At 56.2% G+C, this 14568-nt stretch carries 16 protein-coding genes; 1 reads left to right on the top strand and 15 read right to left on the bottom strand.

The genetic code is table 11. The annotated features are described in order from the left end of the window. Nucleotides 1–27: 27 nt before the first annotated feature. From ACLPGZ_RS17375 to ACLPGZ_RS17365, 3 genes are all read right to left on the bottom strand, one after another. Nucleotides 28–957: an electron transfer flavoprotein subunit alpha/FixB family protein gene (locus ACLPGZ_RS17375; RefSeq protein WP_321290478.1), complete on the bottom strand. Its 930-nt coding sequence runs from the start codon at nucleotides 955–957 to the stop codon at nucleotides 28–30. After that, complete coding sequence (locus ACLPGZ_RS17370) at nucleotides 958–1707, bottom strand: electron transfer flavoprotein subunit beta/FixA family protein (RefSeq protein ID WP_009456000.1); 750 nt, start codon at nucleotides 1705–1707, stop codon at nucleotides 958–960. An 85-nt stretch (nucleotides 1708–1792) separates the two neighbouring features. Then, the gene (locus ACLPGZ_RS17365; RefSeq protein ID WP_198317621.1) at nucleotides 1793–2716 is read right to left on the bottom strand and encodes a histone deacetylase family protein; all 924 of its coding nucleotides are present in this window, start codon (nucleotides 2714–2716) and stop codon (nucleotides 1793–1795) included. An 11-nt stretch (nucleotides 2717–2727) separates the two neighbouring features. On the opposite strand from ACLPGZ_RS17365, the gene mltB reads away from it, so the two are divergent. Then, nucleotides 2728–3921 (top strand): lytic murein transglycosylase B, encoded by a 1194-nt coding sequence (gene mltB / locus ACLPGZ_RS17360; protein WP_239054443.1) that lies wholly within the window; start codon nucleotides 2728–2730, stop codon nucleotides 3919–3921. Here the strand turns inward: mltB and cysM are convergent. From cysM to ACLPGZ_RS17300, 12 genes are all read right to left on the bottom strand, one after another. Continuing rightward, the gene (gene cysM, locus ACLPGZ_RS17355) at nucleotides 3918–4823 is read right to left on the bottom strand and encodes a cysteine synthase CysM (RefSeq protein ID WP_009456005.1); all 906 of its coding nucleotides are present in this window, start codon (nucleotides 4821–4823) and stop codon (nucleotides 3918–3920) included. The genes mltB and cysM overlap by 4 nt on opposite strands. 99 nt (nucleotides 4824–4922) lie before the next feature. Beyond that, nucleotides 4923–5309 carry a ComEA family DNA-binding protein gene (locus tag ACLPGZ_RS17350; protein WP_083053347.1) on the bottom strand — a complete coding sequence of 129 codons (387 nt, stop codon included), beginning with the start codon at nucleotides 5307–5309 and terminating at the stop codon, nucleotides 4923–4925. Between the two features lie 116 nt (nucleotides 5310–5425). Continuing rightward, nucleotides 5426–6424, bottom strand: coding sequence for an ADP-glyceromanno-heptose 6-epimerase (gene rfaD / locus ACLPGZ_RS17345; RefSeq protein WP_088450358.1), 999 nt, complete (start codon nucleotides 6422–6424; stop codon nucleotides 5426–5428). Beyond that, nucleotides 6421–7350, bottom strand: a complete 930-nt coding sequence (gene rfaE1 / locus ACLPGZ_RS17340; protein ID WP_022983278.1) for a D-glycero-beta-D-manno-heptose-7-phosphate kinase — start codon at nucleotides 7348–7350, stop codon at nucleotides 6421–6423. Before rfaE1 ends, rfaD begins: the two co-directional genes overlap by 4 nt. Further along, the gene (gene lapB / locus ACLPGZ_RS17335; protein ID WP_009456011.1) at nucleotides 7347–8594 is read right to left on the bottom strand and encodes a lipopolysaccharide assembly protein LapB; all 1248 of its coding nucleotides are present in this window, start codon (nucleotides 8592–8594) and stop codon (nucleotides 7347–7349) included. The genes rfaE1 and lapB overlap by 4 nt, the downstream gene beginning before the upstream one ends. Nucleotides 8595–8610: 16 nt before the next feature. Further along, complete coding sequence (locus ACLPGZ_RS17330; protein ID WP_009456012.1) at nucleotides 8611–8943, bottom strand: lipopolysaccharide assembly protein LapA domain-containing protein; 333 nt, start codon at nucleotides 8941–8943, stop codon at nucleotides 8611–8613. 114 nt (nucleotides 8944–9057) lie between these two features. Beyond that, entirely contained in the window at nucleotides 9058–9417 is a 360-nt protein-coding gene (locus tag ACLPGZ_RS17325) for an integration host factor subunit beta (RefSeq protein WP_026482971.1), read from the bottom strand. A 5-nt stretch (nucleotides 9418–9422) separates the two neighbouring features. Next, nucleotides 9423–11141, bottom strand: a complete 1719-nt coding sequence (rpsA, locus tag ACLPGZ_RS17320) for a 30S ribosomal protein S1 (RefSeq protein ID WP_022983279.1) — start codon at nucleotides 11139–11141, stop codon at nucleotides 9423–9425. 84 nt (nucleotides 11142–11225) lie between these two features. Continuing rightward, nucleotides 11226–11903: a (d)CMP kinase gene (gene cmk / locus ACLPGZ_RS17315; protein WP_239054444.1), complete on the bottom strand. Its 678-nt coding sequence runs from the start codon at nucleotides 11901–11903 to the stop codon at nucleotides 11226–11228. Next, the gene (aroA, locus tag ACLPGZ_RS17310; RefSeq protein WP_239054445.1) at nucleotides 11900–13222 is read right to left on the bottom strand and encodes a 3-phosphoshikimate 1-carboxyvinyltransferase; all 1323 of its coding nucleotides are present in this window, start codon (nucleotides 13220–13222) and stop codon (nucleotides 11900–11902) included. Before aroA ends, cmk begins: the two co-directional genes overlap by 4 nt. Next, nucleotides 13219–14103 carry a prephenate dehydrogenase gene (locus ACLPGZ_RS17305; RefSeq protein ID WP_088450366.1) on the bottom strand — a complete coding sequence of 295 codons (885 nt, stop codon included), beginning with the start codon at nucleotides 14101–14103 and terminating at the stop codon, nucleotides 13219–13221. Before ACLPGZ_RS17305 ends, aroA begins: the two co-directional genes overlap by 4 nt. A 39-nt stretch (nucleotides 14104–14142) precedes the next feature. Next, complete coding sequence (locus ACLPGZ_RS17300; RefSeq protein WP_239054446.1) at nucleotides 14143–14427, bottom strand: hypothetical protein; 285 nt, start codon at nucleotides 14425–14427, stop codon at nucleotides 14143–14145. Nucleotides 14428–14568 lie beyond the last annotated feature (141 nt).

Raw genomic sequence — 14568 nt, 5'->3', positions numbered from 1 at the left:
AGAAGTCCCCAGCAGGCCGATGGGCGCTTAGAGCGCTTTTTCTAACTCAGGCACAGCTTCAAACAGATCCGCGACCAAACCGTAGTCGGCCACGCCAAAAATAGGCGCTTCGGGATCTTTGTTGATCGCCACGATAACCTTGGAGTCTTTCATGCCAGCCAAGTGCTGGATGGCACCGGAAATACCCACGGCCACGTACAGCTGAGGAGCCACGATCTTGCCTGTCTGACCCACCTGCCAGTCGTTCGGAGCATAGCCGGCGTCCACTGCAGCGCGCGAAGCACCCAGTGCGGCACCCAGCTTGTCAGCCAGACCGTCCAGCAATTTGAAGTTTTCGGCGCTGCCCATACCGCGACCACCGGACACGACCACACCGGCACCCGCCAGCTCAGGACGGTCGCTCTTGGCCACTTCACGGCTGACGAACGTAGAACGGCCCGAATCAGCCACGGCGCTCAGCTCTTCAACAGCGGCGCTACCACCTTCAGCGGCCACAGCGTCAAAGGCGGTGGTACGCACGGTGATCACTTTAACGGCATCGCTGGACTGAACGGTCGCCACAGCATTACCGGCATAAATAGGACGGGTGAAGGTATCCGCCGACTCCACGGACAAAATGTCCGACACTTGGGCAACATCCAGCTTGGCCGCAACGCGAGGGGCAATGTTCTTGCCCGAAGCGGTTGCCGGGAACAGGATGTGGCTGTAATTGGAGGCGATGGCCAGCACTTGGGCAGCCACGTTCTCGGCCAGTCCTTCAGCCAATGCAGGACCATCGGCCAACAGGACTTTGCTGACACCCTGAGCCTTGGCAGCCGCCTGGGCCACGCCAGCAGCCTGGTTACCTGCGACCAGAACATGCACATCACCGCCGATCTTCTGAGAGGCAGCCAGGGCGTTGAGCGTTGCAGCCTTCAGCTGCTGATTGTCGTGCTCGGCAATAACAAGAATAGCCATTTAAATCACCTTCGCTTCGTTCTTCAGTTTCTCGACCAGTGTGGCAACATCGGGCACCATAATGCCGGCAGCACGAGCTGGAGGCTCAGTCACTTTCAGAGTTTTGATACGAGGAGCCACATCAATGCCCAGCTCTTCGGGAGTCAGGGTTTCCAAAGGCTTTTTCTTGGCCTTCATGATGTTGGGCAGTGTCACGTAACGAGGCTCGTTCAGGCGCAGGTCGGTGGTGATCACAGCGGGCAAGCTCAGTTTCAGTGTTTCCAGACCGCCGTCCACTTCACGAGTGACCGACACACTGTCGCCCGAAACTTCAACTTTGCTGGCAAAAGTGGCTTGTGGCCAGTCCAGCAAGGCAGCCAGCATTTGACCAGTCTGGTTAGCGTCGTCGTCGATCGCCTGTTTACCCAGGATCACGAGCTGAGGCTGCTCTTTGTCCACCACGGCCTTGATCAGCTTGGCCACGGCCAAGGGCTGCAATTCAGCGTCGGTTTGCACCAGGGTGGCCCGATCCGCACCAATGGCCAAGGCCGTGCGCAGCGTTTCCTGGCTTTGTGCAACGCCGCAAGAAAGAGCGATCACTTCAGTGGCTGCACCGCTTTCTTTGAGGCGAGTGGCCTCTTCGACAGCGATTTCGTCAAAGGGGTTCATGGACATTTTCACATTGGCAATGTCCACCCCGGTTTGGTCAGATTTCACGCGCACCTTGACGTTATAGTCAACTACGCGTTTCACGGGTACTAACACCTTCATGTAATGTTCTCCAGTGCAGTCTTAAATAAAAATTATTCTGTTGAAATAAGGCTTTAGAAGAATTCCAAAGCCCGAAGCCACTCGCCTAAAGCCCGGCGAAGGCCTTGATGTGAGCCACCACGCTGCGCCCCAGGGACGAGGGATCGTACCCCCCTTCCAGCATACTGACCAGACGTTGTCCGGCACTAGGCGCACTGGCCTGGACCACCATAGCGGTCAATTCCGCATAATCGGCCTCAACCAAGCTGAGCTGTCCCATTTCATCTTCACGGTGGGCATCAAAGCCGGCCGAGAAAAAGACAATTTCAGGGGCAAACGCCTCTATGCGGGGCAAACAAACCTGTTTGAACAGATCGATAATCTGAGCAGACTTGGTGTAGGCCTCAACCGGTATATTTACCATGTTTTGCGCCGCCGGGTCCTGAAAGGAATCAGGAAAAAACGGAGACTGAAAGAAACTGCACATCAGAACCCGCTTGTCGCCGGCAAAAATCTGCTCGGTTCCATTGCCGTGGTGCACATCAAAATCCACGATCAGCACACGCTTGAGGCCATATTTTTCCATCGCATAGGCCACGGCCACAGCGATATTGTTAAAAAAACAAAACCCCATCGCCCGCGCCCGCTCGGCATGATGACCGGGAGGTCGTACCGCACAAAATGCGCCCGTCGCCCCTTCGTTCATGACGCCATCGACTGCATCCAGGCCCGCTCCGGCAGCGGCATAGGCTGCTTCCAGAGTGTGCGGGTTCATCAAGGTGTCCGGATCGATATTGAAATACCCCTGCTGCGGCAATTGCTCTTTGAGCTTTTGCACATAAGCGGCATCGTGTACCCGCAAGATATCCTCATCCGTCGCCAGCCTTGCCTGTCGCTGAGCCAGATAGGATGCCAGACCGCTTGATAGCAGTTGATCGTTTATGGCATCCAGTCGCTGCGGACTTTCCGGATGCCATCGGCCCATCTCATGCAAATGGCATGATGGATGGATAAAATATAGTGTCTCCATGAGGATGGATTATGTTCAGACCCACTCGAATTTTGCAAGCAGTACTGATCGCGCTGAGCACTGCCGGCTGCGCCACAACCACTTCCCAAGCTCCGACCACGGACACCAAACCCAGCAGCGGCGCGGCTTTCCAGACCTCGGCAAAAAAAACCGGCACCGTCGCAATCAAGGCTTTGGCCGAACCCGCGTCCATTCAGGCCGGTGAATCTCGCTCTGGTCGGACACAATTTTTTAAATTAAACGGTGAATTAAACGATGACATTGCGAGCTACGCCCAGGAAGTGGCGACAGTACGCAAGATCCCGCTGGATGTCGTCACCGATATGTTGCAGCAAGCTCAATATAACGAGACCGCCGCCAAATTAATGCGCCCCACCAAAGGGCGCATCAAGCGCAGTTGGGTAACGTATAAAAAACGCAATGTAGACCCGGCCCGCATTCAAGGTGGCGTCCAGTTCTGGCAAAAACATCGCCTGGCCTTGGACCAGATTTCCAAAGACTATGGTGTACCGCCCTCTATTATTGTGGCCATCCTGGGCGTGGAAACCGTCTACGGCAAAATCATGGGCGACTTCAAAGTGCTGGATGCCTTGTTTACGCTGGGCTTTGCCTATCCGGATGACAGCCGTCCCGAGCGTGGCCAGTTGTTCCGTGATCAATTAGCGGACCTGATCGAATTGCATTATCAAGGCGAGCTGGACGCACGTATTGTTCAAGGCTCGTTCGCAGGCGCTATGGGTATGTCCCAGTTCATGCCCGGCAGCTTGATACGCTATGCCGTCGATGGCGATGGAGATGGCCGTATTGATCTGCGCAATAACCCAGCCGATGCCATGGCGTCGATTGCCAACTTCTTGCGTGCACACGGCTGGGAACCCGGCCTGCCGGTTTTCGCTCCGGTCGAATTGAGCAACGCAAGTAAAGCGATGGTGGACGGCGGCATTTATCCCAAACTTAGTTGGGCACAATTGAATAATGCCGGTGCGACGGTGAAAGGTCAGAGCCAGAACGCAGGCCCCTGGCAGCAGGCTCAATTAGGTGTAGTGAACCTGGTGGACGAGCCACGCAATACCACCGAGTATCGCCTGGGCACGCCCAACTTCTTTGCCATTACCCATTACAACCGCAGTTACTTTTATGCCAGCTCGGTCGCCGATCTGGCTTCCGAACTGGCCAAACAAATGGGCTATGGCAACCCTAATTAATTAAAGATGCCGGTAGACAGGTAACGGTCGCCACGGTCGCACACAATAAACACGATCGTGGCGTTTTCTACGCGCTGAGCAACGCGCATGGCAGCCACCAAGGCACCGCCGGACGAAATACCGGCACAGATCCCCTCTTCAGCGGCCATACGGCGCGTCATGATCTCGGCCTCTTGCTGGCCAATTTCCTCGAACATATCCACTTTGGAGGGATCGTAAATTTTGGGCAGATACTCTTCTGGCCATTTACGAATGCCGGCAATTTGCGCCCCTGGTGCAGGCTGAGCCCCCACCACCACTATGCCGCTGTTCTGGCTGCGCAAGTAATTACCCACCCCCATGATGGTGCCCGTCGTGCCCATGGCGCTGACAAAGTGAGTGACCTGACCATCGGTTTGCTGCCAGATTTCCGGGCCGGTGCTATGCACGTGCGCCGCTGGATTATCCTTGTTGGCAAACTGATCCAGCACCTTGCCCTGCCCTTCAGCCTGCATCTTCAACGCCAGATCACGGGCATATTCCATACCGCCTTGATCCGCAGGCGTCAGAATCAACTTCGCGCCATAGGCTGTCATGGAAGCACGACGTTCCAGCGACAGGTTATCGGGCATGATCAAAATCATTTTGTAGCCACGCACGGCCGCAATCATGGCCAGGGCAATACCAGTATTGCCACTGGTGGCCTCGATCAAGGTGTCTCCCGGCTTGATATCACCGCGGCGCTCGGCCTCTTGAATCATGGAACTGGCAGCACGGTCTTTCACCGAACCGGCAGGGTTATTGCCTTCCAGCTTGGCCAACACGACATTACCGCGTGCCTGCCCAAACTCGCCTGGAATACGCTGCAAGCGAACCAAGGGGGTTTGGCCAACGGTATCTTCAATGGTGGGATAGTTTTTCATCGATCAATCTCTTACCTTGAGCAAGAAGGCAGCCAGCTCGCACTGACTGCCCATGCAGACTAAACAAACTACTAGCTTAAAGCGAGTCTACGCCCAGGGCTACGGCTTTCTTCTTATATCCGCATCGACCGTATTGGAAACCGCCTTGCTGGCGGCTTTGGCAGGCTCCACTTTCAGGCCCGACTGCTCCATCGTAACGATCTTTTTCGCGCCTATCCCTTTGACCCGGTCCGCCAAATCCTGCAAAGAGTCGAAAGGGCCACCCCGCTGGCGCTCCTCCAGAATCAACTCGGCCGTGCGGGGGCCTATACCTTTAATTTGCTGCAATTGTTGAGCATCAGCCGTATTCAAATCCACCGCGGCAGCCAAGCTCCAGGGCCCCAATAAACATAGGGCAAGCAGAAAGCGAAGAACGGATGCACGCCAACCTTGCATTGAGTGCAACCAGCGATGGGAAACGGGGGACAAGATCAGGGAGGTAGACATGATAAAGGCTCCTTGGAAAGAAGCCTTTATGGTGCTGCCTGGATGAATGCAAAAGCGGGCCGGAGACCGCATTTAGCCATGCGTGGCAGCCCGCATGGACGTTAAAGCCCTGCTGCTTAGCGCAGAGCCCCCGACTGCAGCAGACGGCGTACGTACTCAGCGACACCCGTCTGTACATCGTGGAAAGGCTTGTCGTAACCAGCCGCACGCAGCTGTGTCAGGTCTGCCTGGGTGTGGCTTTGATAACGGCCTTTCAGATCATCGGGAAACGGGATGTATTGCAGAAACTGCTGCGTCACCAACTCTTCCAATGTCAGGGCAGGCAAGCCATCATGCTCACGCAAGGTGTTGACGACGGTCTGGGCTACATCATTGAACGGCTGGGCACGTCCCGAACCGCAGTTGAACACGCCCGACTGCTTGTCCTGACCCAGGAAATGCAGATTCACCGACACGACATCATCAATAAAGACGAAGTCACGTTGCTGACCGCCATCCACATAGCCATCCCAGCCACCAAACAAGAGTACATGACCGTCGCGACGGTATTGCAGCATATTGTGATAAGCCACCGAGGCCATACGACCTTTGTGCTGCTCTTGTGGACCATAGACATTGAAGTAACGCAGGCCGACCACTGGCGCACGCAGACTATCCAGATGACGACGCAGCACTTGGTCGAACAGAAACTTGGAATAGCCGTAGACGTTCAACGGCGCTTCGTTGCTGAGGTCCTCGGCATACAAGGGACCCGCACCGTAAACAGCGGCGGACGAAGCATACAAGAGAGGAATACGCTTGGCCTGGCAGTACTCGAAGATTTCCAGCGTCACGCGGTAGTTGTTGTCCATCATGAACTGACCATTGCGCTCGGTCGTATCCGAACATGCGCCCTGGTGCAACACAGCTTCAATATTGGAGAACTCGTCGCGCGCCAACCGGGCACGGAAATCGTCCTTGTCCATATAGTCGGCAATTTGGCCATGCACCAGATTGACGAACTTGTCGCCATCGCTCAGGTCGTCCACCACCAGAATGTCAGTCACACCCTGCTGGTTCAGGCCTTTCACCAAATTGCTGCCAATAAAGCCAGCGCCACCGGTCACTACGATCATGCCAATTCCTTTGCCGTCACAATGGACGTACCCAATTTTCCGACCACGATACCACCCGCGCGGTTCGCCCAGCGCATGGCCTGCAACCAGTCCAGACCCGCCGCTCGCATCACCGCCAGCGTTGCCAATACCGTGTCCCCGGCACCCGAGACATCGAACACCTCTTGTGCCTGCGCATCCACATGCTCACGCCCCTGCTCGGTGAACAAGGTCATCCCTTGTTCGGAACGGGTAATCAGCAAGCATTCCAAATTCAGCTTGCGACGCAAATCTTGAGCGCGTCGCATCAAATCATCTTCATCTTTCCAGGCGCCCACGGCTTCCTGCATTTCCGAACGATTCGGCGTCAGAATAGTGGCCCCTTGATAGCGCTCGTAGGTTTTGCCTTTGGGATCGACCAGAACAGGAATGTTCTTCGATCGTGCCAACGCAATCAAACTTTCTACCTGGGCCAAAGCGCCTTTCGCATAGTCCGACAAGACCAGCACCTGATGCTGATCCAGTAAGTCGCTCATGTTTTGCTGCAACTGATCCAAAGCGCTGCTGGCCGGGCTTTCTTCAAAATCCACACGCAGCAATTGTTGCTGACGCCCCAGCACGCGCAGCTTCAGCGATGTGGGCATGACCGGATCTTGCACCCAATGCGCCTGAACATGGTCCGCTTCAGCCAGTTCACGCACAGTCTTGCCCGCTTCGTCCTGCCCAATCACGCCCAAGAGACTGGCCTGGGCACCCAAAGCGGCAATATTGCGTGCCACGTTGGCGGCACCACCCAGACGGTCCTCTACCCGCCCCATCTTGACCACAGGAACGGGTGCTTCGGGGGAGATACGATCCACATCGCCAAACCAGTAACGGTCCAGCATGACGTCACCCACGACCAGCACACGGCTGGCCGCGACGGCTTCACCAGGAAAAGTCATCATTTCAGCTCCTCCAGACGGCGAGGGGCATAGGTTTCCCAGGAGTTGCAGCCGGGGCATTGCCAATAGAAATGGCGAGCCTCAAAACCGCAAGAACTGCAGGAATAACGATCCAGACGCTGGGTGTGACGATGTATCAAGGAACGCAGCAGGCTTAAATCCGCACCTGCAATAATCTGATCGACACCGACAGCCTCCGCGCCTTCGGTACTTTCCTTGCCCTGCCCTTGATCCTGGAGTTCAACTTCCAGCATCTTGTCCAGACCCAATAAAGAAGGATGGGCACGCAAGGCATCACGGGCAAACGCCCAAGCCTGCAAATGGCCTTCCTGTTCGCGCAGAACACGGAACAGCACATTGAAAATATCCAGGCTGGGATGCTGCTGATAATGACTGCGCAGCATGGCAACGCCCTCTTCGCCCCGACCCAGCTTGCGGTAACTGTCCAGCAGCTCGGTCGCGTACAGGCCCACATATTCAGGCGCGCTGCTCAAAATGGAAACCAGGTAAGCCCGCTCCTGCTCGCTCTGGCCTTGCATACGCGCCACACGAGCACGCAAACCGGCAACCCGCGCCTGAGAAGCATACATGCCTTGGCCCGTGCCCAGCTTGCGAATGGCATTATCCGCCTCGTCCAAAGCTTTGGCAGCCCGTTCAAAATCAGGCTGCTTGCCTTGCAACGCCCCTTCAGCCTGCTCACACTGGTAATGCACCAGTTGCGGCACAGGCTCATCGACCAAGGCACGCAAACGGCGCACCGCTTCAATGGCACGCGGCCAATCGTGCTCGGACTCATAAATACGGATCAAGGCGCGCATGGCCGGAATAGCAAAGCGCGTTTCACGCACCGCTTCAAAAGCGGCCTCGGCCCGGTCCAGCATGCCAGCTTTCAGGAAATCCTGGGCAATCTGAAACTGGGCATTTTCACGATCTGCAACCGGCAGATCAGCGCGCGACAGCAGACTTTGATGCACTCGGATGGCGCGCTCCATTTCACCACGACGGCGAAACAGGCTACCCAGTGCAAAGTGCAGCTCGGTGGTTTCGGGGTCCAGCTTGGCCACTTCCACAAAGGCGTCAATGGCACGATCCGGCTCTTCATTGAGCAGGAAGTTCAAACCCTTGAAATAGGAGTCCGGCAAGGTGCGAGTTTCGGACATCATCTGCCGAAAATCCACCCGCGCGGCGACCCAGCCCAAGGCAAATAGAATTGGTACAAAAACCAACCACCAGGTTTCAAAATCCACTGTTTACTCCAAGGACTTACAAAGGCGCCAGCGGGGCGACGGTCTCGGGCGCCACAGCAGCCGTATTCACGGGCGATTGCTGCGCTTGCTCCAGTCTGTCTTGCAGACGGTCCATTTCGCGGCGCAGGCGGTTGACCTCGCGACGGCGGCGCATCACCGCGCCCACCATCAAAAGCAGCCCCAACACCAAACCTAAAATAAACGCGGCCAGCATTACGACGATCAGCGGAACGTCTTGAATAATATGCTCGGCGAAAAAGCTGACTTGCACCGGTTCCGTGTTTTTCAGTGCGAACAGCAGCACGATCACAAAAACGAGCAGACGCAGTACCCAGACTAGATAGCGCATTTTTAGGGCTCCAACAGTGTTTTTATAATGTCTGATTGTACGTGCAAGCGGAATTTAGCGCACACGCAAAACAGGCCCTGAAAAGGGCCTGTGTAATCAGTATGCAAGTAGGTCTTAACCGTGACGGACTCTCGCATTGAGCTGCTCGAAGGCAGACGACTGGTCGTCTGCTTCGATTTGCTCTTGCTCGAGAAAGACAGAATCGACTCGCTCGCGCAATTCCTTGCCGGCTTTGAAGTGCGGCACCTGTTTGCCAGGCACCATCACTTTTTCACCCGATTTGGGATTGCGCCCTACCCGCGGCGAGCGGGTAGAGAGCGAAAAGCTGCCAAACCCTCGGATTTCGATCCGTTGACCACTGGCCAGGGCCTGGGTCATAGAATCCAAAACCGTTTTCACGGCGAAATCCATATCGCGCAGAGCCAGCTGCGGATAGCGGCTGGCCAACAACGCGATCAGCTCAGACTTTGTCACGCTGATTAACCGTCGTCACGTTGCTGCTGGTCCAGCTTGGCACGCAGCAGAGCACCCAGATTGGTCGTACCGGACGAAGCGCTGGCTTCGGTCAGGCGGGCCATGGATTGAGCGGTTTCGGCGGTATCACGAGCCTTGATGGACAACTGAATCGAACGGGTCTTGCGATCCACGCTCAAGATCATGGTTTCGATTTCCTGACCTTCTTTCAGAGCCGTCGTGGCATCTTCAACACGGCCCGAGGAGATCTCGGAGGCGCGCAGGTAGCCTTCAACGTCCAGCGACAGAGTTACAACAGCACCCTTGGCTTCCACGGACTTGACGACGCCGCTAACCACGGCACCCTTGTCGTAGGTTGCTACGAAGTTGTTGAACGGATCGCCTTCCAGCTGTTTGATACCCAGGGAAATGCGCTCTTTGTCGGTGTCGATGCCCAGAACCACGGCGTCAACTTCGTCGCCCTTCTTGAAGTTGCGAACGGCTTCTTCGCCAGTCTCGGACCAGGACAGGTCGGACAGGTGAACCAGACCGTCGATGCCGCCAGGCAGGCCAACAAACACGCCGAAGTCGGTGATGGACTTGATGCCACCGCGAACCTTGTCGCCGCGCTTGAAGTTGATGGCGAAATCTTCCCATGGGTTGGCACGGCACTGTTTCATGCCCAAGGAGATACGACGACGATCTTCGTCGATTTCCAGAACCATGACTTCGACTTCTTCACCCAAGGTCACAACCTTGCGTGGGTCAACGTTCTTGTTGGTCCAATCCATTTCGGATACGTGAACCAGACCTTCGATACCGTCTTCCACTTCAACAAATGCACCGTAGTCGGTCAGGTTGGTAACCTTGCCGAACAGACGGGTGTTTTGTGGGTAGCGACGTGCCAGACCGATCCATGGATCTTCGCCCAGCTGCTTGACGCCCAGGGAGACGCGGCTCTTTTCCTGATCGAACTTGAGGACCTTGGCTTCGATTTCCTGACCCACCTGCAGAACTTCGGATGGGTGACGAACACGGCGCCATGCCATATCGGTGATGTGCAGCAGACCGTCGATGCCGCCCAGATCCACGAACGCACCGTAATCGGTGATGTTCTTGACGATACCTTTGACGATAGCGCCTTCGGACAGGGTTTCCAGCAGTTTCTGACGCTCTTCGCCCATGGAGGCTTCCAGCACAGCGCGACGCGACAACACGACGTTGTTACGCTTGCGATCGAGCTTGATGACCTTGAATTCCAGGGTCTTGCCTTCGTATGGCGTGGTGTCCTTGACAGGACGCAGATCAACCAGCGAACCGGGCAAGAAGGCGCGGATGCCGTTGGTCATGACGGTCAGACCGCCCTTGACCTTACCAGTGATGGTACCGTTGACCAGTTCGCCGGACTCAAGCGCTTGCTCGAGGGACAACCAGGCCGACAGACGCTTGGCGCGGTCGCGGGACAGAATGGTGTCACCGTAGCCGTTTTCGAAGGCGTCGATTGCCACGGAAACAAAGTCACCAGCTTGAACTTCCAGTTCGCCCTGATCGTTCAGGAACTCTTCCAGAGGGATCAGTGCTTCGGACTTCAGGCCAGCATTGACCAGAACGTAGTTGTGGTCAATACGCAGAACCTCGGCGGAGATAACTTCGCCGCTTTTCAGGTCTTGGTTTTTAATGCTTTCTGCAAACAAATCGGCAAAGCTTTCGCCGCCCGTTGCGTCTGTGTGAAGGTTAGTGGACATTAAATCAATCCGTTAGCCAAAATGGCCATAAAAAACACACCAGGCAGAACCCGGTGGAGTGAACAAAGCCCGATCAGCACGGGATTAGGCTGTCGGGACCGCAATGCCCGACCAAAGGTCGAGCACCTTATTTACAACTTCCTGGATGCTGAGCTGGGAAGAATCCACAATGTGGGCACCCGGCGCAGGCACAAGCGGAGCATGAGCTCGAGAACGATCACGTTCGTCGCGCGCACGCAAGTCCGCCAAAAGACTCGTAAGATTAGCAGAAATACCCTTTTCGCTCAACTGTTTACAGCGTCTTTGGGCCCGCACCTCCGCATCTGCCAGCAAAAATATCTTTAAAGGTGCGTCCGGGAACACAACTGTGCCCATATCGCGCCCATCGCCCACCAAACCGGGGGCAACGCGAAAATCCCGCTGCCGTTGCAAAAGTGCCTCACGCACCAGAGGCAAGGCCGCCACCTGAGAGGCCAGATTTCCTACCTCTTCCTGGCGAATGGCGTCGCTGACGTCATCGCCATCCATGTAGATATGGGGGTAGTCAAACTGCACGTTCAGGCTCTGGGCCGCATGCTGGACCTGGGCCTCGTCCTGGACATCCACGCCGCGACGCAGGCAGGACAAGGCGGTCAGGCGATACAAGGCACCGCTGTCCAGCGTATGCCAGCCCAGCCGCTGCGCGACCAGGGAAGCAATCGTCCCTTTACCGGAAGCGGTAGGGCCATCAATGGTTATGACGGGAATGCTCTGCTCTGTCATGCCTGCACCAATTGTTCAAAAACAGAAAAATACTCGGGGAACGTCTTGCTGACACAGCCGGGATCCAGAATGGTGACCGGCACCGGGCCAAAGCTGGCCAGTGAAAAACACATGGCAATGCGGTGGTCATCATACGTTTCGATGCTGGCCGAACGCCATTGATCGGCGGCAATAGGATGCACAGTCAGCCAGTCCGGCCCGGATTCTACTGTTGCCCCCAGCTTGCGCAATTCGGCCTGCATGGCATCAATACGGTCTGTCTCCTTCACGCGCCAGCTGGCGATATTGCGCAAGGTGCAAGGACCATCAGCAAACATGGCCATGGCAGCTGCCGTCATGGCGGCGTCAGGAATATGGTTGAAATCCAGATCAAAGGCCTTGAGCTTGTCGCCCTTGGCTACGCACTGACCAGAAACGATCAGCTCATTGGCATGACGCTCGATACGAGCACCCATGGCTTGGGCCACATCCGCAAACTGAATATCGCCTTGCAGACTTTCTGTACCCACGCCCTGAATACGTAGCGGGCCACCGCCAATAGCTCCCAAAGCAATGAAATACGAAGCGGACGAGGCATCGCCCTCCACCACGTACAAGCCGGGGCTGACATAAGCCGCATCGGCGGGGACAGTAAAGCTGCTCCAGCCGTCGCGCTCCACCTGCACACCGAAACGCGCCATCATGGCCAGCGTGATTTCAATATAAGGCTGAGAGATCAACTCCCCTTCCACCTCGATACGCAAAGGCTGGCCCGTACGAGCAGTCAACAAGGGAGCGGCCATTAACAAGGCTGTCAGGAACTGGCTGGATACCGAGCCTTTCACCGACACACGACGCTGATCAGCCTGTACCAACTCACCAATCGCCAAGGGAGGATATCCCTCTGCCCCCAGATATTGCACCTCAGCTCCCAGGCTGCGCAGCGCATCCACCAGATCCCCAATGGGGCGCTCGTGCATGCGAGCAATACCGCTAAGGTTGAAGCGACCACCCATCAAGCCCAAAGCAGCGGTCAAGGAGCGGAAAGCCGTACCGGCATTACCCAAAAACAGATCCGCATCGCGATGCGCAAAAGGAACCCCACCGTCGATCACTACCGTGCCCTGCCCCAGGTCCTGCACAGCCACGCCCATTTGCTGCAGAGCGGCCATCATGACGCGGGTATCGTCCGAATGCAGCAAGCCTTCCAGGCGTGTTTGCCCTTGAGCCAAGGCGGCCAACAACAGGGCTCGATTAGAAATGCTCTTGGACCCTGGCAATTGCAGTTGTCCGCTAGCGCGGCTGACGGGGTTCAAAACAAGACTGTCGCTTTGGCTCATTGCAAACCACTCCTACTTGCCCAAAAACGGCGCGCCAAGGCAGCACGCTCTAAAAATTCGTATAAAGCCTGACCATCCTGGTCCTGCAAAGCCTGCTCGGCCTGATCCAGGGCCTGACGTACTTCCTGCAATTGGCCCAAGACAGCCTCGCGGTTGCTCAGAAAAATGTCGCGCCACACTTCGGCTGATCCGGCTGCAATGCGGGTGAAGTCCCGAAAGCCAGTTCCTGCCAAGGCAAAGCGCTGATCCGAGTTGGCACTGGAGGCCACCTGCCACATAAAAACCGAGGATAAAAAGTGCGGCACATGACTGACCGATGCCAGCACTTCGTCATGCGTAGCCGGGTCCATCAACATGACACGCGCCCCGCAAGCCTCCCACACGGCAATCAAACGCTCGCGTGCGCTGGCACTGTTTTCTTCCAGGGGGGTCAAGATGACGTTGCGACCGTCATACAGATCAGCACGCGCCGCTTCGGGACCTACGGTCTCCGCACCGGCGATGGGGTGGCCGGGAACAAACTGGCTGATACGATCACCCAGCGCATCACGCGCCACACTGACCACATCGACCTTGGTGCTACCTGCGTCGCTGATCAAGGTGTCGTCACGCAGATGGGGTCGCAAGGTTTTCAATACCGAGGCCATGGCCCCGATAGGCGTAGCCAACACAATCAGGTCCGCTTGCTGCGCGGCTTGCTCAAGCGTGGCGACCTCGTCGATCAGGCCCAGTTCTTGGGCACGTCGCAAGCTTTTCAGCTGCCGACCTACGCCCAGCACTTTTCCTACCGCCCCGGAGCGCTTGAGCGCCAGAGCCAAAGAGCCGCCAATCAAACCGACTCCGACGATCGCCAGCACCGGAACCAAGGGCGGCGGCGCCATAGTTTCTGATGACGCTATCATGATTAATTCCGTTCCCTCTCAGGCCGTCCATGCTGCGCGTATTGCGTGAAATAGCACGAGCAAAACCGGGATATTGATGCAGACTTTGCCAGACTGCTGTGTAAACCCCATCAAAGGATTAAAGCAACGCGCAAAGCCTCTATTTTGTCTAGCCAGTTCTTGATGACACAGCGCACCAAGCAACTGCGCAAGACAGACCGAAACAAGCAGATCCTGTGCGAGCCACTCGTCCTGACAAGGCATGTCCTGAACAGGCATGTCCTGAACAGGCATGTCCTGAACAGGCACGTCCTGAACAGGCATGTCCCACACAGACAATAAGGCCTTGAGGGGGACGCCCCCCCCCCCCCCCCCCCCCCTCTTTTCTTTTTTTTTTAAGTGGTTTTTCGGGGTGGGAACCAAACACTGTTATAAAAAAGAATTTTTTTTTTTTCTTTTCCAAAA

The sequence above is a fragment of the Alcaligenes sp. Me129 genome, assembly GCF_050487245.1.
GTDB lineage: Bacteria > Pseudomonadota > Gammaproteobacteria > Burkholderiales > Burkholderiaceae_B > Alcaligenes > Alcaligenes phenolicus.
This window is presented reverse-complemented; position numbering and strand designations above follow the sequence as displayed.

What these genes read in the sequence shown, in the direction of transcription:
- rpsA (WP_022983279.1), bottom strand. Translation starts at nt 11,141, where the DNA reads ATGTCCACTAACCTTCACACAGACGCAACGGGCGGCGAAAGCTTTGCC.
- rfaD (WP_088450358.1), bottom strand. Translation starts at nt 6,424, where the DNA reads ATGATCGTAGTGACCGGTGGCGCTGGCTTTATTGGCAGCAATTTGGTG.
- rfaE1 (WP_022983278.1), bottom strand. Translation starts at nt 7,350, where the DNA reads ATGATGACTTTTCCTGGTGAAGCCGTCGCGGCCAGCCGTGTGCTGGTC.
- aroA (WP_239054445.1), bottom strand. Translation starts at nt 13,222, where the DNA reads ATGAGCCAAAGCGACAGTCTTGTTTTGAACCCCGTCAGCCGCGCTAGC.
- cysM (WP_009456005.1), bottom strand. Translation starts at nt 4,823, where the DNA reads ATGAAAAACTATCCCACCATTGAAGATACCGTTGGCCAAACCCCCTTG.
- ACLPGZ_RS17375 (WP_321290478.1), bottom strand. Translation starts at nt 957, where the DNA reads ATGGCTATTCTTGTTATTGCCGAGCACGACAATCAGCAGCTGAAGGCT.
- ACLPGZ_RS17300 (WP_239054446.1), bottom strand. Translation starts at nt 14,427, where the DNA reads ATGCCTGTTCAGGACGTGCCTGTTCAGGACATGCCTGTTCAGGACATG.
- mltB (WP_239054443.1), top strand. Translation starts at nt 2,728, where the DNA reads ATGTTCAGACCCACTCGAATTTTGCAAGCAGTACTGATCGCGCTGAGC.
- ACLPGZ_RS17370 (WP_009456000.1), bottom strand. Translation starts at nt 1,707, where the DNA reads ATGAAGGTGTTAGTACCCGTGAAACGCGTAGTTGACTATAACGTCAAG.
- ACLPGZ_RS17305 (WP_088450366.1), bottom strand. Translation starts at nt 14,103, where the DNA reads ATGGCGCCGCCGCCCTTGGTTCCGGTGCTGGCGATCGTCGGAGTCGGT.
- ACLPGZ_RS17350 (WP_083053347.1), bottom strand. Translation starts at nt 5,309, where the DNA reads ATGTCTACCTCCCTGATCTTGTCCCCCGTTTCCCATCGCTGGTTGCAC.
- ACLPGZ_RS17365 (WP_198317621.1), bottom strand. Translation starts at nt 2,716, where the DNA reads ATGGAGACACTATATTTTATCCATCCATCATGCCATTTGCATGAGATG.
- ACLPGZ_RS17330 (WP_009456012.1), bottom strand. Translation starts at nt 8,943, where the DNA reads ATGCGCTATCTAGTCTGGGTACTGCGTCTGCTCGTTTTTGTGATCGTG.
- cmk (WP_239054444.1), bottom strand. Translation starts at nt 11,903, where the DNA reads ATGACAGAGCAGAGCATTCCCGTCATAACCATTGATGGCCCTACCGCT.